Source organism: Phocaeicola plebeius DSM 17135, from assembly GCF_000187895.1.
GTDB classification, from domain to species: domain Bacteria; phylum Bacteroidota; class Bacteroidia; order Bacteroidales; family Bacteroidaceae; genus Phocaeicola; species Phocaeicola plebeius.
Genome location: NZ_DS990130.1, coordinates 464,232 through 484,282, shown reverse-complemented (window position 1 = coordinate 484,282; position 20,051 = coordinate 464,232). Strand labels below are relative to the sequence as shown.

Here is a 20,051-nt window from a genome sequence, read left to right as displayed (position 1 = left end):
TCTGATAATCAGTTTAGTTTTTGTATCCCTCTTCATGTACATCGGTTACCGCACGTCCGCTCGGCTCATTGATATGCTGGAAAGCTTTATCCCAAGCCAGTGCCTCCGCTGTAGAACAAGCCACACTCGGTACGCTGGGAACACTCTTAGCCGCACTCTCACTCGGGAAATGCTCCTCAAAAATAGAGCGATAGTAGTACTCTTCCTTGTTGCGGGGAGGATTCACCGGGAAACGTTCAGCCGCATGCGCCATCTGTTCGTCGGATACTTCTTTTGACGTGAATTCCTTCAGCGTATCAATCCAGCTGTATCCCACACCGTCACTAAATTGTTCTTTCTGACGCCATGCCACGCTTTCAGGCAACAAGTCGGCAAAAGCTTCGCGTACGATTTTCTTTTCGATGGTTTTTCCGGGGCACATCTTGGCTTCCGGATTCAACCGCATGGCCACATCCAAAAACTCCTTGTCCAGGAACGGCACACGTCCTTCTACTCCCCAGGCAGCCAATGATTTATTGGCCCGCAAACAATCGTACAAATAAAGTTTGGACAATTTACGCACAGTTTCTTCATGGAAAGCCCGTGCATCGGGAGCCTTGTGGAAATACAGATAACCACCAAAAATCTCATCTGCTCCTTCTCCGCTAAGCACCATCTTGATACCCATACTCTTGATGACACGAGCCAGCAAGTACATAGGTGTAGAAGCTCGAACTGTCGTTACATCATAAGTCTCAATGTAATAAATCACATCGCGAAGTGCGTCGAGACCTTCCTGAATGGTGTAGTGAATTTCATGGTGCACGGTACCGATGAAATCAGCCACTTCACGTGCCTTGGCCAAATCGGGGGCTCCCTCCAGACCAATGGCAAAGGAATGAAGCTGAGGCCACCATGCCGCCATCTTTCCATCCGTTTCCACACGACGGGCTGCATAACGCTTGGCAATAGCAGAAATGACCGAGCTGTCCAGCCCTCCTGAAAGCAATACACCGTAGGGTACATCACTCATCAGTTGCTCACGTACGGCTTTTTCCAAGCCTTCCCGCAAAGCACTTACCGATGCCGGAGCATCAGCTACTGCCTCATACTGAGTCCAGTCACGAACGTACCAGCGGGTCATCTTCCCGTCCTTGCTATAATAACAATGTCCGGGTAAAAAGGGTTCATAGCGTTCACAAAAACCTTCCAACGCTTTCAGTTCGCTGGCACAATAGACTTTGCCATCGCTGTCATAACCAATATAAAGTGGAATTACGCCGATAGGGTCGCGAGCGATGAGAAACTCATCTTTTTCTGAATCATACAGCGCGAATGCAAAAATACCATTCAGCTTCTCCAGAAAATGTATTCCGTATTCTTTATAAAGCGCCAAGATTACTTCACAGTCACTTCCTGTCTGGAAATCATATTTTCCGGCATACTCCTTACGAATCTCACGGTGATTGTAGATTTCGCCGTTCACGGCCAGTACCACTTTCTTATCGGGTGAGTACAAAGGCTGTCCGCCACTCTGCGGGTCTACTATCGACAAACGTTCATGCGCTAAGATAGCCGATCCCCCACAATAAATTCCACTCCAGTCGGGACCACGATGACGAATCTTTCGAGCCATGGCCAATGCTTTTTCACGCAACTCTGGAGTCTGTTTTCTGATATTTAAAATAGCTGCAATGCCACACATAATCGTAAAGTTGTATTTATATTTTGTATGAAATCAATTATTTTCGGCTTAAATATGCATCAATGTCGGCTGCGGCCTTCCGACCGCCTGCAATGCACTTCACAACCAGACTGGCTCCGGTAGCTGCATCACCGGCCACAAAGACATTTGCCGGGAATTCGGGTTGTACCGGACGAAGGAATCCCATTGCCAGTAATACCAAATCGGCTTTCAGAATTTCTTTCTTGCCGGTTAGCTTCATCACCGGACGTTCTCCTTCGGCTCCCGGAGTCCATTCCACTTCTTCCACTTCTACACCGCACACTTTCCCGTCTTCTTCCAGGAAACGGTTGGAAGTCAGACTCCACCGACGTATGCATCCTTCTTCATGACTGCTGCTGGTTTTGAGAACCACCGGCCACTGCGGCCACGGAGTATTCGGATTATGACCTACAGGAGGTTTCGGCATAATTTCAATCTGCGTCACACTGAGTGCTCCCTGACGGTTACTTGTACCGATACAGTCACTACCCGTATCTCCACCTCCAATTACCAGCACATGTTTGCCTTTTGCCGTGATGCGTTCCTCCTCCGAAATATGCTGCCCAGCCAGCACGCGGTTCTGCTGTGCCAGCATCTCCATGGCAAAATGAATACCTTTCAGTTCACGTCCGGGGATATTCAAATCGCGTGCCTGCGGCGTACCCGTACAAATACAGTATGCATCAAATCCTTCGGGAAGGTTTGTCACGTCGATATCGGCATTAACCTTGAAAGTGATTCCTTCTGCTTCCATCACTGCCACACGGCGGTCGATTACCGACTTGCTGAGCTTAAAATTCGGAATACCAAACCGCAACAAGCCTCCCACGTATTCCAGTTTTTCGAACACCGTCACCGTATATCCTCTGCGGTTCAACTGATTGGCAGCCGCCAGTCCTGCAGGTCCGGAACCGATGACAGCCACAGACTTCCCGTTTCGTTCATATTGACGAGGCTGTACATACCCTTCACGAAAAGCAGCTTCAATGATAGCGGCTTCATCTTCACGAATGGTTACCGGTGCATCCATACTCAACTTCAACACACAACTCTTTTCACACAATGCCGGACATATACGGCCAGTGAACTCCGGAAAATCATTGGTTCCGGTAAGTATCTCATAAGCTTCTTTCCATTTTCCCTTGTACATGGCATCCTGGAACTCCGGAGGACGATTGCCCAACGGGCATGCCCAATGGCAGAAAGGTACCCCACAGTCCATACACCGCGATGCCTGGAGCTTTCGCTCGCTTGTGTTCAACGTCTGTTCCACTTCACTGAAGTCCATGATACGGTCGTGTACCGGACGATATCCGGCTTCTTGTCTGGGAACGGTCAGAAATGCTTTTGGATTTCCCATATATCTAGTTTTTTACTGTTCAACAATTAATCAATAATCACGCTGTACTTCGGCTATCTTCTGCTGCAGTTTGCGCATCTGCTCTTCAGCCAGCACTTTCTTGTATTCAATCGGAGTTACCTGAATGAATTCTTCCACATAACGGCTCCAGTTATCCAACATCGTACGTGCCAGTTGAGAACCGGTGTACAGATAATGCTGACGAACCAGTTCATGCAATTCCTTGCGGGCTGTAGCATCTTCCAACAGAGAAAGTTCTACCATTTCCATGTTACAGAAGTAATCGAAGTTGCGGTCTTTATCCCATACGTAAGCAACTCCCCCACTCATACCTGCGGCAAAGTTACGTCCGGTCTTACCCAGTACGACTACTCGTCCGCCAGTCATATACTCACAGCAATGGTCGCCTACTCCTTCTACTACCGCAATGGCTCCAGAGTTACGTACGGCAAAACGTTCACCTACGCAACCATTGATATAAACCTCTCCACTTGTGGCACCATACAACAAGGTATTACCAGCGATTACGTTGTTTTCGGCCAAGAAATTGCTTCTTACCGGAGGCTGTACCGAAATATGTCCTCCACTCAAGCCTTTACCCAGGTAGTCGTTCGCTTCACCTTCCAGCTTGAAGCTGACCCCATGTGGAAGGAAAGCACCGAAACTCTGTCCGGCTGAACCTTTGAACTTCACCTGGATGGTCTGTGCGGGCAATCCAGCTTGTCCATACTTGGCAGCTACGGCTCCAGAAAGCATGGCTCCTACCGAACGGTCGGTATTGGATATGGCATATTCCAACGATACCTCCTTACGGTTTTCCAGTGCTTCGCGTGCGGCAGCCAGCATGCTCACATCCTTCACGTGCTCTATCTCATGACGCTGTTCTGTTACATTATGTAAAGCAGCTCCGTTATCGACTTTATGCAACAATTTACTGAAATCGAGCAATGAAGCTTTTTCATGAGTTGTCGGGCGTATTTCAATCAAATCCGTACGTCCTACAATGTCTTCCAGACGGGAGAATCCCATCTCTGCCAGGTATTCACGTACCTCTTGTGCCAGGAAACGGAAGAAGTTGACTACATAACGATAATGTCCGCGGAAATGTGCCCGCAACTGCGGATCCTGTGTAGCTACCCCGACAGGGCATGTATTGGCATGACATTTACGCATCATGACACATCCCAAAACAATCAATACAGAAGTTCCGAATCCAAACTCTTCTGCTCCCAGCAAAGCCATGCTGATGATATCGCGTCCAGTCTTCAACTGTCCGTCAGTCTGCAAACGTACCTGACCACGGAGTCCGTTGAGTACCAGTGTCTGCTGTGTCTCGCTCAGACCGATTTCCGGAGAAATACCAGCATAGCGCATGGAAGAGGCCGGAGAAGCTCCAGTTCCACCTTCTGCTCCTGAAATGACAATCAAATCAGCCTTTGCTTTTGCCACACCGGCTGCAATGGTACCAATACCACTCTCAGCTACCAGCTTTACACTGATTTTGGCTTTCGGGTTCACGTTCTTCAAATCGAATATCAGCTGAGCCAAGTCTTCGATTGAATAAATATCGTGATGAGGGGGAGGCGAAATCAGCGAAATGCCCGGAATAGAATGACGCGTCTTGGCAATCACTTCATTTACCTTGAATCCCGGAAGCTGTCCACCTTCACCCGGTTTAGCTCCCTGTGCCACCTTAATCTGAATTTCTTCGGCATTCACCAGGTATTCAGTGGTTACCCCGAAACGTCCGGAAGCTACCTGCTTGGTCTTACTGCACAAGGAAATACCATCGTAGGTTTCATGGAAACGATCGGAATCCTCTCCTCCTTCACCTGTATTACTGCGGGCGTTCAACTTGTTCATGGCCAGTGCCATGGCTTCATGTGCCTCTTTACTGATAGAACCAAAAGACATGGCTCCCGTTACAAAATGCTTTACAATTTCCTCTACCGGCTCTACATCTTCCAATGGAATCGGATTACGGCGGAAAGAGAAGAAGTCACGCAAGAATATCGGACTTTCCTTTTCATCTACCCGACGCGTATATTCCTTGAACTTGGCATAGCTTCCCAAACGAGTGGCCAACTGCAAAGCACTGATAGTTTCCGGATTCCAGGCATGTTTCTCACCATCCTTACGGTAGGAGAACTGACCGATGTAAGGCAACAAATCGTCGACCTCTTTTGCAAAACCTGCATCATGGAATGCCTGGTAATCTTTGGCAATGCTTTCCAATCCGACACCTCCAATGGATGAAGAAGGGGTACCAAAGTAAGTAGAAAGCACTTCGCTGCCCAAACCAACGGCTTCAAATATCTTCGCTCCACGGTAAGAACGTATCGTACTGATACCCATCTTACTCATTACTTTATAGAGTCCTTTGCAAACGGCTTTTATGTAGTTCTTTTCGGCAGTTTCATAATTCAACTGTACATCGCCTTTTTTCACCATGTCATCCAGAATGGCAAATACCATATACGGATTGATGGCGCTCGCTCCATATCCCAGCAACAAAGCGGCATGCATCACTTCCCGAATTTCTCCACTTTCTACCACCAATGCGGTCTGTACTCTCTTTTGTACAGAAATCAGGTGATGGTGTACGGCACTTACAGCCAGCAAAGAAGGAATGGCTGCATGTGCTGCATCAATCTCACGATCGGAAAGAATGATGTAGTTTACCCCTTCATCCACTGCCGCCTCGGCTTTCTTGCACAACTCATTCAATGCCTCACGCAGACCTTCCGCTCCTCTTGCTGCATCGAACAGCATCGGCAACTTCACGGTATTGAACCCTTTATAGCGAATGTTGCACAATATATCAAGCTGTGTATTGTTCAGAATCGGATGTGGCAGACGCACCATCTTACAATGTGATTCACTCGGCAACAAGATGTTGGTTCCTACGGCTCCGATATATTCCGTCAACGACATCACCAGTTCCTCACGTATCGGGTCAATTGGCGGATTGGTCACCTGCGCAAACTGCTGACGGAAATAATTGAACAATATCTGAGGCTTGTCAGACAACACAGCCAAAGGAGTATCGTTACCCATGGAGGCAGTGGGTTCGGCCCCATTCATACACATTGGAGTAAGCGTACGTTCTATGTCCTCGCGAGTGAATCCGAATGCACGCAGGCGACATTCATAATCAGGTACAGAATTGGAAATCTTACGGCCACTGCGTAATGTATCCAGTTCAATACGGTTGGTAGAAAGCCACTGACGATAAGGCTTGGAAGCCGCCAACTGGCTCTTCAGTTCTCCATCGTAATAAATACGTCCTTCCTGGGTATCTACCAACAATATCTTGCCTGGCTGAAGACGGCCTTTTTCCTTAATGGCTTCAGGTTCAAAATTAATGACTCCGGCTTCGCTGGCTACCACCATCATATCGTTTTTGGTGATCAGGTAACGCGCCGGGCGTAAACCGTTACGGTCGAGCATACCACCTGCATAACGTCCGTCGCTGAACAACAAGGCTGCCGGTCCGTCCCAAGGTTCCATCAAAATGGAATGGTACTCATAAAACGCCTTCAGCTCCTCACTTATCGGATTCTTGTCATTGAATGACTCTGGCACAAGCATAGCCATGGCATGCGGCAGGCTCAATCCGGACATCACGAAAAACTCCAATACATTATCGAGTGAGGCACTGTCGCTCATTCCCGGCTGTATAATCGGACCTATTTTCTTCACGTCACCCAGTAAAGGAGTGGAAAGCACACTTTCACGCGCCTCCATCCATCCTCTGTTTCCACGAATGGTATTGATTTCTCCATTATGGGCTAACAAGCGGAAAGGCTGTGCCAAACTCCAGGTAGGAAATGTATTCGTACTAAAACGAGAGTGTACGATGGCCAGTCCGCTGGTAAAGTAAGGCTGGGTAAGGTCCTGAAAATATTCACGCACCTGTACCGAAGACAGCATACCTTTATATATAATATTTTTGCTGGACAACGAAACAATGTAAAAGTCCTTATGATGTACACGACGTTCAATCTTTTTACGTACAATATATAAGGTACGTTCAAAGTTTTCCAGGTCGGTTGCCCCGGTAATGAACACCTGCTTAATGTCTGGTTCAGTCTCCAACGCACTTTTCCCTAAGATAGAAGAATTCACGGGCACGGAACGCAAGTGCATCAATGACAAGCCTTCACGCTCTACCTCCTCAATCAGGATGCTCAGAATGGACTCCTGTTCCTTCGCGTCTTTCGGAAGAAAAACCAATCCCGTACCATATTTCCCCTTTTCAGGCACCGGAATTCCTTGTAACAATATAAACTCATGTGGAATCTGCAGCATAATACCTGCACCGTCACCCGTCTTGTTGTCAGCGCCTTCTGCGCCACGATGTTTCATATTTTCCAAGACTTTCAAGGCTGCATCCACCAATTCATGTGATTTATTACCATGAATGTCTACAATCATACCTACTCCACAAGCATCGTGCTCGTACTCCGGTTGATAAAGCCCGGAAGATGTCTGATGACATTCTGTTACTTCCTGCTCTTCTTTTCTCATAAATTTTCCTGCTAACCTCATTTTATCTTTCATTATTAATACCCAAAACAGAGTTTACATTCTATTTGTCCACAAAAATAATAATATCACTTCCAATATGACACTTTTGTAGGATTTTTCATTACAATATTTTCATCTACGTCAGCTACACCTTTCACTTTCTTTATATAGTAAATAAAAAAGTTTCAGAATAAAACAGAATAGATACATTTTAATTACATTTATCACAAAAAGACAGAAACAATGTATTTTTTCATGCACAGCACATACCTCTTTTAATAATTGTCTGTTATTTTGTAAACGAAAATCATAATATGGCTTGAAAACAAAATACAGATGGAAACATTAAAACATGAATGCGGGGTCGCTCTTATCCGACTCCTGAAACCACTGGAATATTATCAGGAAAAATATGGTACATGGATGTATGGCTTGAACAAGCTTTATCTGCTGATGGAGAAGCAGCACAACAGAGGACAAGAAGCTGCAGGATTAGCCTGCGTAAAACTGCAAGCCAACCCTGGTGAGGAATACATGTTCCGTGAAAGAGGACTCGGAGCGGGAGCCATTACAGAAATCTTCAACAACGTTCATCAACAATACAAAGATTTAACGGAAGAACAATTGCACGATGCAGAATTTGCAAAGAAGTGCCTGCCCTTTGCCGGAGAACTTTATATGGGACATCTGCGTTACTCTACCACCGGGAAAAGCGGTATCTCGTATGTTCATCCATTTCTCCGTCGCAACAACTGGCGTGCCAAGAACCTGGCATTGTGCGGTAACTTCAATCTGACCAATGTAGACGAAATCTTTGCTGATATTACTGAAGCCGGACAACATCCCCGGAAATACGCAGATACCTATATCATGCTGGAGCAGGTAGGTCACCGGCTGGACAGAGAAGTGGAGCGCCTTTACAAGCAGTGCAAAGAAGAAGGCTTGAAAGGAATGGACATTACGCATGCCATTGAAGACCGAATTGACCTGACAAACGTACTGAAAACATCTTCTCCATCTTGGGATGGAGGTTACGTCATCTGCGGAATGACAGGAAGCGGCGAGACCTTTGCCGTACGCGACCCATGGGGTATTCGCCCCGCGTTCTGGTATCAGGACGATGAAATCATGGTATTAGCTTCGGAACGCCCTGTCATTCAGACGGTATTGAATATCCCTGCTGAAAGCATCCATGAACTGATGCCTGGCCAAGCTGTATTGGTCAATAAGAAAGGTCAGCTCAGACTGGCACAAATCAACAAACCCGGAAAATTAAAACCCTGCTCTTTCGAACGCATCTACTTCAGCCGAGGAAGTGACGTGGATATTTATCGGGAACGTAAAAAATTAGGAGAAAAACTGATTGAACCGATTCTCTCTGCAGTCAATCATGATATTGCCCATTCTGTATTCTCATTCATTCCCAATACAGCTGAAGTAGCTTTCTATGGAATGCTGGAAGGACTGGACAATTACCTGAACCAACTTAAAATCAAACAAATCGAGGCTCTGGGTCACACACCAAACCATGAGGAGCTGAAACAAATTCTTTCTCAACGCATCCGAAGCGAGAAGGTAGCCATCAAGGATATTAAATTACGTACTTTTATTGCAGAAGGAAATACCCGTAACGACCTGGCAGCTCACGTATATGATATTACCTACGGAAGCCTCGTGCCACATGAAGATAATTTAGTCATCATTGATGACAGTATCGTACGAGGAACGACCTTGAAACAAAGTATCATCAGCATTCTCGACCGTCTGCAGCCCAAAAAGATTGTCATCGTATCCTCTTCGCCACAAGTCCGTTATCCGGATTACTATGGTATTGACATGGCCAGCATGGAACAATTCATCGCCTTCAAGGCTGCCATTGCTCTGCTGGAAGAGCGTGACATGCAGCACGTCATTGAATATGCCTATAGAAAATCCAAAGAACAAATGAACCTGCCTAAGGAAAAAATGCACAATTACGTAAAAGAAATCTATGCATCCTTTAGTGATGAAGAAATATCAGAAAAGATTGCTGCATTGCTGACTCCTCCCACTACGCGGGCAAAAGTACAGATTGTTTACCAAACGTTGGAAGGACTGCATGAAGCATGTCCGGCACATCCAGGAGACTGGTATTTTAGTGGAGACTATCCTACTCCGGGAGGAACACGCCAAGTAAACCAGGCATTTATCGACTGGGTGGAAAAGAATTATCAATTCTAATCCCCCCAAAAACGAACTGAACTAAGTTTCCAGTACTCCCGAAGAAGTACTGTAGTACTGTCTATGAAGTACTCCAGTACTTTCACGGGAGTACTATAGTACTTCTTTGAAAGTACTGAGATTACACAAATGATGCTACGATTCTCCCCCTTTACAAATTATCAAATCGAGAATCTATACCTGAAAAGCAAACCAACAAATCCCCGCCTTTGATGCACCAAAAAGAGATTCAAAAAAACTTAATCAAAAGATGAATTTTTGACAACTCCAGTTTGCAATATTATGAAGTATTCGTATATTTGCAGCCTAGAAACAGAATTCATGGAAGCATTTTACAGAACACATAATTATTTGGTTGAACATACCAACGCTCCTGTTCGCCGTGATCTCATGGATGAAATAGACTGGAATGATCGCTTGATTGGTATAAAAGGTACAAGAGGGGTAGGCAAAACCACATTTCTTTTACAATATGCAAAAGAAAAATTCGGGACTGACCGTTCCTGCTTGTTCGTAAACATGAATAATTTCTACTTTTCACAATACAGTTTAGTAGACTTTGCCGGGGAATTTGTTAAAAGAGGGGGAAAAGTCCTGCTTATTGATCAGGTTTTCAAGCTTCCAGACTGGAGTCATGATTTGCGTACATGCTACGAACGTTATCCGCAACTGAAAATTGTATTTACCGGTTCTTCTGTAATGCGCCTGAAAGATGAGAATCCCGAGTTGAACGGGATTGTCAAGTCATATAACCTGAGAGGATTTTCTTTCCGTGAATTTCTGAACTTACAGACAGGAAATCATTTTTCAGCTTATACGTTGGATGAGATTCTGCACAATCACGAGCATATTGTGAAAACAATCTTACCACACATCAACCCGCTCAATTATTTTCAGGACTACATCCATCATGGTTTCTATCCTTTTTTCCTTGAAAAAAGAAATTTCTCGGAAAATCTGCTGAAGACCATGAACATGATGATTGAAGTGGACATTCTCCTGATTAAACAAATCGAACTGAAATATCTGTCCAAAATCAAAAAATTATTATATTTGCTAGCGGTAGATGGTCCTGTGGCTCCTAATGTCAGCCAATTGGCTAATGAAATTCAGACATCACGTGCCACAGTCATGAACTACATAAAATACCTGGCAGATGCACGACTCATCAACATGGTTTATCCGAAAGGGGAAAGTTTCCCTAAAAAGCCGGCTAAAATCATGATGCATAACACGAACCTGATGTACAGCATTTACCCAGTAAAGGTGGAGGAACAGGATGTGCTGGAAACCTTCTTTGTCAATACCTTGTGGAAAGACCACAAAATCAACAAAGGAGATAAAGGTACCTCTTTCCTTGTAGACAATACGCTACATTTCCGGATTTGTGCAGAAGGAAGCAAATATAAAAGCAATCCGAACATATACTATGCCATGCATAAAATGGAAATAGGACACGGTGACCAGATACCTTTATGGTTATTTGGATTTTTATATTGACAATAACGATTTTATTACTTCATATTTAATTAGTAATTGTATGACTAAACAAAAAAAATTCATCACTTGTGATGGTAACCAGGCTGCAGCACATATTTCATATATGTTCTCAGAAGTTGCAGCTATCTATCCTATCACCCCGTCATCTACAATGGCTGAATATGTAGACGAATGGGCTGCCGCAGGTCGTAAAAACATCTTCGGCGAAACTGTTTTGGTTCAGGAAATGCAATCTGAAGGTGGTGCTGCTGGTGCAGTACACGGATCTCTTCAGGCTGGTGCATTGACAACTACTTATACTGCTTCTCAGGGTCTTCTGTTGATGATTCCTAACATGTACAAAATTGCAGGTGAGTTCTTGCCATGTGTATTCCACGTTTCTGCACGTACACTGGCTTCTCACGCATTGTGTATCTTCGGTGACCACCAGGACGTAATGTCTTGCCGTCAGACTGGTTTCGCTATGCTTTGTGAAGGTTCTGTACAGGAAGTTATGGATTTGGCCGGTGTAGCTCACTTGTCAACAATCAAGTCTCGCGTTCCGTTCTTGAACTTCTTCGATGGTTTCCGTACATCACACGAAATCCAGAAGATTGAAATGTTGGAAAACGAAGACCTCGCTCCGCTGGTAGACCAGAAAGCTTTAGCTGAATTCCGTGAACGTGCACTCAGTCCTAACAAACCGGTTGCTCGCGGTATGGCTGAAAACCCGGATCACTTCTTCCAGCACAGAGAATCTTGCAATCCGTTCTATGAAGCAGTTCCTGCTATCGTAGAAGAATATATGAACGAAATCAACAAGATTACAGGACGTCACTACGGCTTGTTCAACTACTATGGTGCTGAAGATGCTGAACGCGTTATCATCGCTATGGGTTCTGTAACTGAAGCTGCTCGTGAAGCTATCGACCACTTGGTAGCAAACGGCGAAAAAGTTGGTTTGGTTTCTGTACACTTGTATCGTCCGTTCTCTGCTAAACATTTCTTGGCAGCTGTACCTAAGACTGCAAAACGCATTGCAGTTCTTGACCGTACAAAAGAACCGGGTGCAAACGGCGAACCTTTGTATCTTGACGTAAAAGACTGCTTCTACGGACAGGAAAATGCTCCTCTTATCGTAGGCGGACGTTATGGTCTGGGTTCTAAGGATACTACTCCTGCTCAGATTCTTTCTGTATACGAAAACTTGGCATTGCCGACTCCTAAGAACCACTTCACTATCGGTATCGTAGATGACGTTACCTTCACTTCTCTTCCTCAGAAAGAAGAAATCGCTTTGGGTGGCGAAGGTATGTTCGAAGCTAAATTCTACGGTTTGGGTGCTGACGGTACTGTAGGTGCTAACAAGAACTCTGTAAAAATCATCGGTGACAACACCAACAAATACTGCCAGGCTTACTTCTCATACGACTCTAAGAAATCTGGTGGTTTCACTTGCTCTCACTTGCGTTTCGGTGATCATCCTATCCGCTCTACTTACTTGGTAACTACTCCTAACTTCGTAGCTTGCCACGTACAGGCTTACCTGCACATGTATGATGTAACTCGCGGTCTGCGTAAGAACGGTACATTCTTGCTGAACACTATCTGGGAAGGCGAAGAATTGGCTAAGAACCTGCCGAACAAAGTGAAGAAATACTTTGCAGAAAACAACATCACTGTTTACTATATCAATGCAACTAAGATTGCTCAGGAAATTGGTTTGGGTAACCGTACTAACACTATCCTGCAGTCTGCATTCTTCCGTATCACTGGCGTAATTCCAGTTGACCTGGCTGTAGAACAGATGAAGAAATTCATCGTGAAGTCTTACGGCAAGAAGGGTGAAGACGTGGTTAACAAGAACTACGCTGCCGTTGACCGTGGTGGTGAATACAAACAATTGACTGTTGATCCGGCATGGGCTAACCTGGAAGTTGAAGCTGCTGCTGCAAACAACGATCCGGCATTCATCAACGAAGTTGTTCGTCCTATCAACGCTCAGGATGGTGACTTGCTGCCAGTATCTGCATTTAAGGGTATCGAAGACGGTACATGGCATCAGGGAACAGCTAAATACGAAAAACGTGGTGTAGCTGCATTCGTTCCGGAATGGAATCCTGAAACTTGTATCCAGTGTAACAAGTGTGCATACGTTTGTCCTCACGCTGCTATCCGTCCGTTCGTACTGGATGCTGAAGAACAAGCTGGTGCTAACTTCCCGACTCTGAAAGCTGTAGGTAAACAGTTCGACGGAATGACATTCCGTGTACAGGTAGACGTTATGGACTGCTTGGGTTGCGGTAACTGTGCTGACGTTTGTCCGGGCAACCCGAAGAAGGGTGGCAAGGCTTTGACTATGAAGCCGCTTGAAACTCAGTTGGCTGAAGCTGCTAACTGGACTTACTGCGCTGACAACGTGAAGTCTAAACAGCACTTGGTAGACATCAAGGCTAACGTGAAGAACTCTCAGTTCGCTCAGCCGTTGTTCGAGTTCTCTGGAGCTTGCTCTGGTTGTGGTGAAACTCCGTATGTGAAACTGATTTCTCAGTTGTTCGGTGACCGTGAAATGGTTGCTAACGCTACTGGATGTTCTTCTATCTACTCTGGTTCAGTTCCTTCAACTCCTTACACAACTAACGAAAAAGGTCAGGGTCCTGCTTGGGCTAACTCATTGTTCGAAGACTTCTGCGAATTCGGTCTGGGTATGGAATTGGCTAACAAGAAACTGCGCAACCGTCTGGAAGAAGCTATGAAGTCTGCTATCGCAAACGAAGCTACTCCGGCAGAATACAAGGAAGCATTCCAGGAATGGATTGACGGCCGCAACGATGCGGATAAGAGCAAAGCTGCTGCTGAAAAGATTATCCCGTTGGTAGAAGCTGCAAAAGACAAGTGTGCTGCTTGCGCTACTATCGCTGAATTCAAAGACTATCTGGTAAAACGCTCACAGTGGATTATCGGTGGTGACGGTGCTTCTTACGATATCGGTTACGGAGGTCTTGACCATGTAATCGCTTCTGGCGAAGATGTAAACATCCTGGTATTGGATACTGAAGTTTACTCTAACACTGGTGGTCAGTCTTCTAAGGCTACTCCGCTGGGTGCTATCGCTAAGTTTGCTGCTTCTGGTAAACGCGTTCGCAAGAAAGACCTGGGTATGATTGCCACTACTTACGGTTACGTTTACGTAGCTCAGATTGCAATGGGTGCTGACCAGGCTCAGACTTTGAAAGCTATCCGCGAAGCTGAAGCATATCCTGGACCATCATTGGTTATCGCATACGCTCCATGTATCAACCACGGTTTGAAAGCTGGTATGGGTAAATCTCAGGCTGAAGAAGCTAAGGCTGTAGAATGTGGTTACTGGCACTTGTGGCGCTTCAACCCGGCTCTGGAAGAAGAAGGTAAGAATCCGTTCTCACTTGACTCTAAAGAACCGAACTGGGAAGGCTTCCAGGATTATCTGAAGGGTGAAGTTCGTTTCGCATCTGTAATGAAACAATACCCGACAGAAGCTGCTGACTTGTTCGCTGCTTGTGAAGACATGGCTAAGAAACGTTATGCTTCTTACAAGCGTATGGCTGCAATGGACTGGAGCGACGAAAAAGCTGAATAATTTATTTTAGCATAATAACAGAAAACGGCTGCCTTATAAAGGTGGCCGTTTTTTATATAAATAAGATAACATTATCTTGCTTTTAAAATATAAGAAGACGAAAAGTAACAATTTTTTCTTAAGTTTGTATCGAATTCTATAATGACCAAACAGTTTATATGAAATATTTGATTGTTTCAGACATACACGGATGCCTTCCTGCTTTGGAAAAAGTCCTACAATTTTATCAAGAACACCGGTTTGACATGCTTCTCATCTTAGGAGATATATTAAACTATGGGCCTCGAAACGGTCTTCCTGAAGGACTAAATCCTAAAGGCATCGCAGAACGATTAAATGAAATGGCAGATGAAATTGTAGCGATACGAGGAAATTGTGATTCAGAAGTAGATCAAATGCTATTAAATTTCCCCATTTTGTCTGATTACACATTGGTAGTAGATAACGGAAAAAAGTTATTCCTCACACACGGCCATATTTACAACGAAGAAAAACACCCACAAAACGGATATGACATATTCTTCTACGGACATACCCATTTATGGAAACTAGAAAAAGCAGGGGATACAATGGTTTGTAATACAGGTTCCATCACTTTTCCAAAAGGAGGCAATCCTCCCACTTTCGCAAGCTATGAGAACGGAAAAATCACCGTACACCATTTAAATGGTGAAACCTTAAAAGAACTTCAGATATAAAAGAATACAAAAAAGGCTGCCAACCTATCGTAACCCATAACAGACAATACATAACATTACGATTCGGAAGGCAGCCACTCCCCATCTCAATTATTTAATTATAGTAATAGACAAGTATGTTTTTAGAGTTCAGAGAATGGTTTTGGTTTTCCTCCCAAAGGGAAAGATATTCCCAAAAAGCCATTTACTGACTTAGAATTATTTCCAAAGAACATATAGTCAGTACCTATGAACAAGGGACCTAATTTCACAGCAAGACCAATTGATTTTCCACTTGCCTGAATCGGAGAATAACTAATTGCTGCATTCAACCAATTTTTCGGACGTAGTGTAGCCGAGAATGTCAATTCATTCAATGTTTTCGGTTCTGCAAAACGAGCAGTATACATTGCACCAACACTCAGCTTATTATTCAACAATCCATACTCACCAGCCAGCAACAGTGTAGAATACAAACGAGTTTTTGTCTTTACCTTTTCTGGTGAACCTTCTTCAAAATCAAAACGTTCAAATGACAAGAAATCACCGCCGATATAACGGTCATAATTCTCTGAAGTAATAGTTACATTTTCACTACCAGTCACTGTAGCTACAGTTGTTTCGCTCTCCTTCCATTTTAAGAAACCTAAATCAAGAATTGAAGCTGATACAGTCAAATTATCCCAAACTTTATAACTTGCTCCTAAATCAATACCAAAACCAGAACCAGCAATACCTAAATCCCCTGCATCCAAATCAAAATCATCAATCATTCCATTGTTATCAAAAGTCATACCACCGCCTTTCAGAGTAGTAATTACATTACCATCAGCTGAATAATTGTAATGCGCACCATACCAGTCAGAAGGAGATAATTCACCATTAGAACTATAATCCTGATAACTTGCATAATTAGGATTCGGTACTTCCAAATCCAGATCAAACTGATTAATATTCATTTCTGCACGAGCTAAACCTAACAACACTTTTACACGTGCACCTACAGTTAATTTCTCTGTAATCCGACGAGAATACCCCAAACCAACTTCCGCATATGCTTTCATATTCAAGGTCTGGTTGGACAAACTATAATTCTGATTAGTTCCTGCTATATTTTCCAATGAAAAACCATTCATTGTACGCATCATAGAGAACATATCCTTTGACAATGCTGCACCGAAATCAGCACGTAATCCCACATTAAAACTCCAAAATCCTTTTCCCCGATACCAGCCAAAAGAAAGAATATCCGTATTCAAGTTTACATTTAATCGATTGTCTGTCTTTAAACGATCAAACAACTTATCATTTGAATATAAATCACTTCCAGAATTCAGGATATCAATAATATCACTTGTTCCTAACACATTAGAAGAGGCTGACATATTAATAGACCCAATAATCGGCATATTAAAATACCCCTTGGTAGGTTGCAAACCTGGATTTAACTGTAAACGGGCACTAGTCCCTTCCATAAAATAAGAGGAACGCAAATACTGAGCCTGCGCCGTTCCACCCAACACCATTATGCTTCCTAACAGAAGCATAGCCTTACACCCAATTTTTCCCATACAATTATTATTTGCAATTTTTAATGCAAAAATAAAAATATCTGTAATAAAGACGAAACAAGAAAGTAAAGCCTACCAACTAAACATCATATATTCAACACTAAGCAATCCTTTTTTGATACTAAGCGGATAAAAACATTTCATTACAATTGACAAAAACGTTCCATCATTTCCTTACGGAATTTTTTAGAAACCTGAATTTCATCTACATTATTAAAAGGCGGATACATCACGCACTGACATCCCTGAACCATCAACAAATAGTTCATATTTATAATATAAGACTGATGAACCTGTACAAAAGCAGAATCATAAGCGCACAAATTTTCAGCCCTTGTATTCCGTTTTAAAGGAATAAAAGAACCGTTCACCAAAGCCACTTCCCAAATTTTACGATCGGAAACATACCGAAAATATCCGATATCCGACACACGTAACACGCGTAAGTCTCCCATTGGAGTCACTACCATAAAAGATTTCTCTCCAACTCGTCCACCATCCGACTGGATATTTGCCGGACTTTTAATACCATCTGCAGACCGCAAACGCTCCAAAGCCACCGATAACTCCTTCGGGTCAACAGGCTTTAACAGAAAATCAAAAGCATAATTACGCAATGCATCAATCAGATACTTATTATAGGCAGTATAAAAAATTATATGCATATCCCAGTTCTGAAATTCATGCACCTTAATAGCCAAGTCCATCCCTAACATATCCGGAAGTTCCACATCCAAAAATAATAAATCCGGACGTTCCTTTTCTATTAAACGAATCCCCGATTTGCCATTACGGGCAATACCATCTACAGAAATCCACTGATATTTTTTAAGCTCAAAACAAAGGTTATCAATGGCTGTTTCTTCGTCATCTATGATGACAGCCTTAATCTTATCATTCATACTTTTCTGTTTTTCTTTAATTGATATGAATAATCCAAAGGAACCACAAAACGTACTTCACATCCCATTTCTTTCTCTTCCCCGATAAGTACATTATTAATTTTCATAAGAATAGGACGAGAATTATACATATTCAATAACTGAATAGTCTGCGTTATTACCTTCATGCCAGTTCCTGTTCCATAGCTTACACTCGTTTTACGGTAACCTCCCCCATTGTCACAAATCACAATCTCCACCTGATTGTTTTCTAATTTATGAACTTGTATAAGCAACAAGCGCTTTCCTTCTTTTAAACGCAGACCATGCTTAATTGCATTTTCCACCGGTATTTGCAACAACATAGAAGGAACCTTCATTTCTTGTAAATCCAGTTGTTCAGCCAAATCCAGACGATACTCAAACTCAGAACCTAACGACTGTCTTTCCAATTTTACATACGTATCTACAAAGTCTAATTCATCAGCCAATGACACTGCCAAGCAATCTGTCAGTTCCAAATTACGACGTATTAATTTTGTAAGTCCAATCAAGTTCTGGCTCTCTTTATCTCCCTTATGCAAATTCATTTCACGATTTAATACGTTAAAAATGAAATGAGGAGAAATCCGGTTTCGTACATTTTCCAAACGCAAGGAAGTCATGGCATTTTGCATGCGCCATTGTTCTCTATCTCTCTGCCGCTTACGATACAATATGACTGCAGACACAACAGCTATCAACAAAAAACATCCTCCCACAATTCCATACATCAACTGATGTAACTGAAGTACCTGATTTTCTTTTTCTCGAATAGAGATTTCTTTTTTCATCAACGTACTATCCTGAGTATATTTCAGCTCAATTTCTGCAGCCCTCATTTTTACCCTTTCATTCCGAATGGAATCATCTATACGATGATTTTCCTTTAAATAATGATAAGCATGTTTATAATCCCCAACTTTCTCATAATAACGCTGTAAATAACGATTACGTACGTGAATCATGTTAGGTTCCACCTCGTCATATTTAACAGCCTTTTTTAAACGTTCTCTGGCCAATGCCACATTTCCTTGCTTAAGAGCCAGTTCCATAAGTTGAGTATCAATACAATATAACGCCGTAGAATGATGTATAGAATCAAAAAAACCTCGGCATTTTTGCAAATAATAAGAAGCAGAGTCCGTGTTATTCAGAAGGAGAAAAACTTCACCCAAATTAATCATGGTCAAATTTCGTTCAAAGGTCATATCGGGATATTGATTCACCACGGCCAATGAACGACGAAAATACTTCAACGCTGTCATATAGTCTTGCCTGTAATAATAAGAATTACCCCTATTATTCAGGTAAATATGCTTCTCAAAAGGATGCATTTTATCATAATACTTATAGGCTAAATCATAATAATAATCGCATGCGGAGAAATCCCTTAACTCCATATTTACTTGAGCCAAACCATAATAAGCAGGAAACCTTTGCTCATCTGGCATATTCAAAGAATCGGCAATGGTAAGTGAACGATTATACCACAAAGAGCCTAAATCGTAACGTCCCTGTTTGACATATACATCGGCCAGATTCAAACAAATATCGGGCAAAACCTCCCTTTTACCTCCACGATTAGCATAGTCAAAGGATTTCAGATAGCAATAACAGGCAGAATCCACTTGAGAGGTACGCACAAAAATATTTCCACGTGCATTATACACCAATGCATACAATCGGGCTATCTCCTGACTACCTTGATGTCTGTTACAGAAAGAACTGATTCTATCCATGAAATAATCTGCTGAATCAAGCTTAAAAGACAGAAAACAGTTTCTGACTTTCAAAAAAAGCAAACGATAATACATCATACTATCTGTAACGGAAGGGAGTAATGTATCAACCATCCGATTTACCTTTTCCGGAGAATCAGCCGACAACTGCTCCATCTGCTGATAAAGTTTCTCTATTGAGTCCACCCTGTTTACCTCTCTCTTTCCCCTACACCCAATCATGGCAGA

The 20,051-nt window shown here is 43.2% G+C and carries 10 protein-coding genes; 4 read left to right on the top strand and 6 right to left on the bottom strand.

From position 1 onward, the window contains the following. Positions 1 to 13: 13 nt before the first annotated feature. Genes asnB through gltB form a run of 3 tightly spaced genes read right to left on the bottom strand, consistent with a single transcriptional unit; the run spans position 14 to position 7,595 of the window. A complete protein-coding gene (gene asnB / locus BACPLE_RS10130; protein WP_007561520.1) occupies positions 14 to 1,684 on the bottom strand; it encodes an asparagine synthase B in 1,671 nt (556 codons plus the stop codon). A gap of 37 nt (positions 1,685 to 1,721) precedes the next feature. Then, positions 1,722 to 3,065, bottom strand: a complete 1,344-nt coding sequence (locus BACPLE_RS10125) for a glutamate synthase subunit beta (RefSeq protein WP_007561518.1) — start codon at positions 3,063 to 3,065, stop codon at positions 1,722 to 1,724. 30 nt (positions 3,066 to 3,095) lie between these two features. After that, positions 3,096 to 7,595, bottom strand: coding sequence for a glutamate synthase large subunit (gltB, locus tag BACPLE_RS10120; RefSeq protein WP_040312969.1), 4,500 nt, complete (start codon positions 7,593 to 7,595; stop codon positions 3,096 to 3,098). 336 nt (positions 7,596 to 7,931) lie between these two features. Between gltB and BACPLE_RS10115 the strand changes: the two genes are divergently transcribed. The 4 genes from BACPLE_RS10115 (at position 7,932) to yfcE (ending at position 15,611) form a co-directional block, all read left to right on the top strand. Beyond that, a complete protein-coding gene (locus BACPLE_RS10115) occupies positions 7,932 to 9,815 on the top strand; it encodes an amidophosphoribosyltransferase (RefSeq protein WP_007561511.1) in 1,884 nt (627 codons plus the stop codon). A gap of 321 nt (positions 9,816 to 10,136) precedes the next feature. Continuing rightward, positions 10,137 to 11,315, top strand: coding sequence for an ATP-binding protein (locus BACPLE_RS10110; RefSeq protein ID WP_040312967.1), 1,179 nt, complete (start codon positions 10,137 to 10,139; stop codon positions 11,313 to 11,315). Between the two features lie 40 nt (positions 11,316 to 11,355). After that, positions 11,356 to 14,913, top strand: a complete 3,558-nt coding sequence (gene nifJ, locus BACPLE_RS10105) for a pyruvate:ferredoxin (flavodoxin) oxidoreductase (RefSeq protein WP_007561508.1) — start codon at positions 11,356 to 11,358, stop codon at positions 14,911 to 14,913. A gap of 158 nt (positions 14,914 to 15,071) precedes the next feature. Further along, positions 15,072 to 15,611 carry a phosphodiesterase gene (gene yfcE, locus BACPLE_RS10100; protein WP_007561506.1) on the top strand — a complete coding sequence of 180 codons (540 nt, stop codon included), beginning with the start codon at positions 15,072 to 15,074 and terminating at the stop codon, positions 15,609 to 15,611. Positions 15,612 to 15,733: 122 nt separating this feature from the next. Here the strand turns inward: yfcE and BACPLE_RS10095 are convergent, their stop codons facing one another. The 3 genes from BACPLE_RS10095 to BACPLE_RS10085 all read right to left on the bottom strand — a co-directional run bounded on the left by BACPLE_RS10095 (position 15,734) and on the right by BACPLE_RS10085 (position 20,045). Further along, complete coding sequence (locus BACPLE_RS10095) at positions 15,734 to 17,161, bottom strand: DUF5723 family protein (RefSeq protein ID WP_007561504.1); 1,428 nt, start codon at positions 17,159 to 17,161, stop codon at positions 15,734 to 15,736. Between the two features lie 143 nt (positions 17,162 to 17,304). Then, entirely contained in the window at positions 17,305 to 18,063 is a 759-nt protein-coding gene (locus BACPLE_RS10090; protein WP_007561503.1) for a LytR/AlgR family response regulator transcription factor, read from the bottom strand. Beyond that, positions 18,060 to 20,045 (bottom strand): tetratricopeptide repeat-containing sensor histidine kinase, encoded by a 1,986-nt coding sequence (locus BACPLE_RS10085; protein ID WP_007561501.1) that lies wholly within the window; start codon positions 20,043 to 20,045, stop codon positions 18,060 to 18,062. The genes BACPLE_RS10090 and BACPLE_RS10085 overlap by 4 nt, the downstream gene beginning before the upstream one ends. Positions 20,046 to 20,051: the final 6 nt, after the last annotated feature.

Bases quoted from the DNA above. Each gene is read 5' to 3' on its own strand.
- asnB (WP_007561520.1), bottom strand. From the start codon at position 1,684: ATGTGTGGCATTGCAGCTATTTTAAATATCAGAAAACAGACTCCAGAG.
- BACPLE_RS10125 (WP_007561518.1), bottom strand. From the start codon at position 3,065: ATGGGAAATCCAAAAGCATTTCTGACCGTTCCCAGACAAGAAGCCGGA.
- gltB (WP_040312969.1), bottom strand. From the start codon at position 7,595: ATGAGAAAAGAAGAGCAGGAAGTAACAGAATGTCATCAGACATCTTCC.
- BACPLE_RS10115 (WP_007561511.1), top strand. From the start codon at position 7,932: ATGGAAACATTAAAACATGAATGCGGGGTCGCTCTTATCCGACTCCTG.
- BACPLE_RS10110 (WP_040312967.1), top strand. From the start codon at position 10,137: ATGGAAGCATTTTACAGAACACATAATTATTTGGTTGAACATACCAAC.
- nifJ (WP_007561508.1), top strand. From the start codon at position 11,356: ATGACTAAACAAAAAAAATTCATCACTTGTGATGGTAACCAGGCTGCA.
- yfcE (WP_007561506.1), top strand. From the start codon at position 15,072: ATGAAATATTTGATTGTTTCAGACATACACGGATGCCTTCCTGCTTTG.
- BACPLE_RS10095 (WP_007561504.1), bottom strand. From the start codon at position 17,161: ATGGGAAAAATTGGGTGTAAGGCTATGCTTCTGTTAGGAAGCATAATG.
- BACPLE_RS10090 (WP_007561503.1), bottom strand. From the start codon at position 18,063: ATGAATGATAAGATTAAGGCTGTCATCATAGATGACGAAGAAACAGCC.
- BACPLE_RS10085 (WP_007561501.1), bottom strand. From the start codon at position 20,045: ATGATTGGGTGTAGGGGAAAGAGAGAGGTAAACAGGGTGGACTCAATA.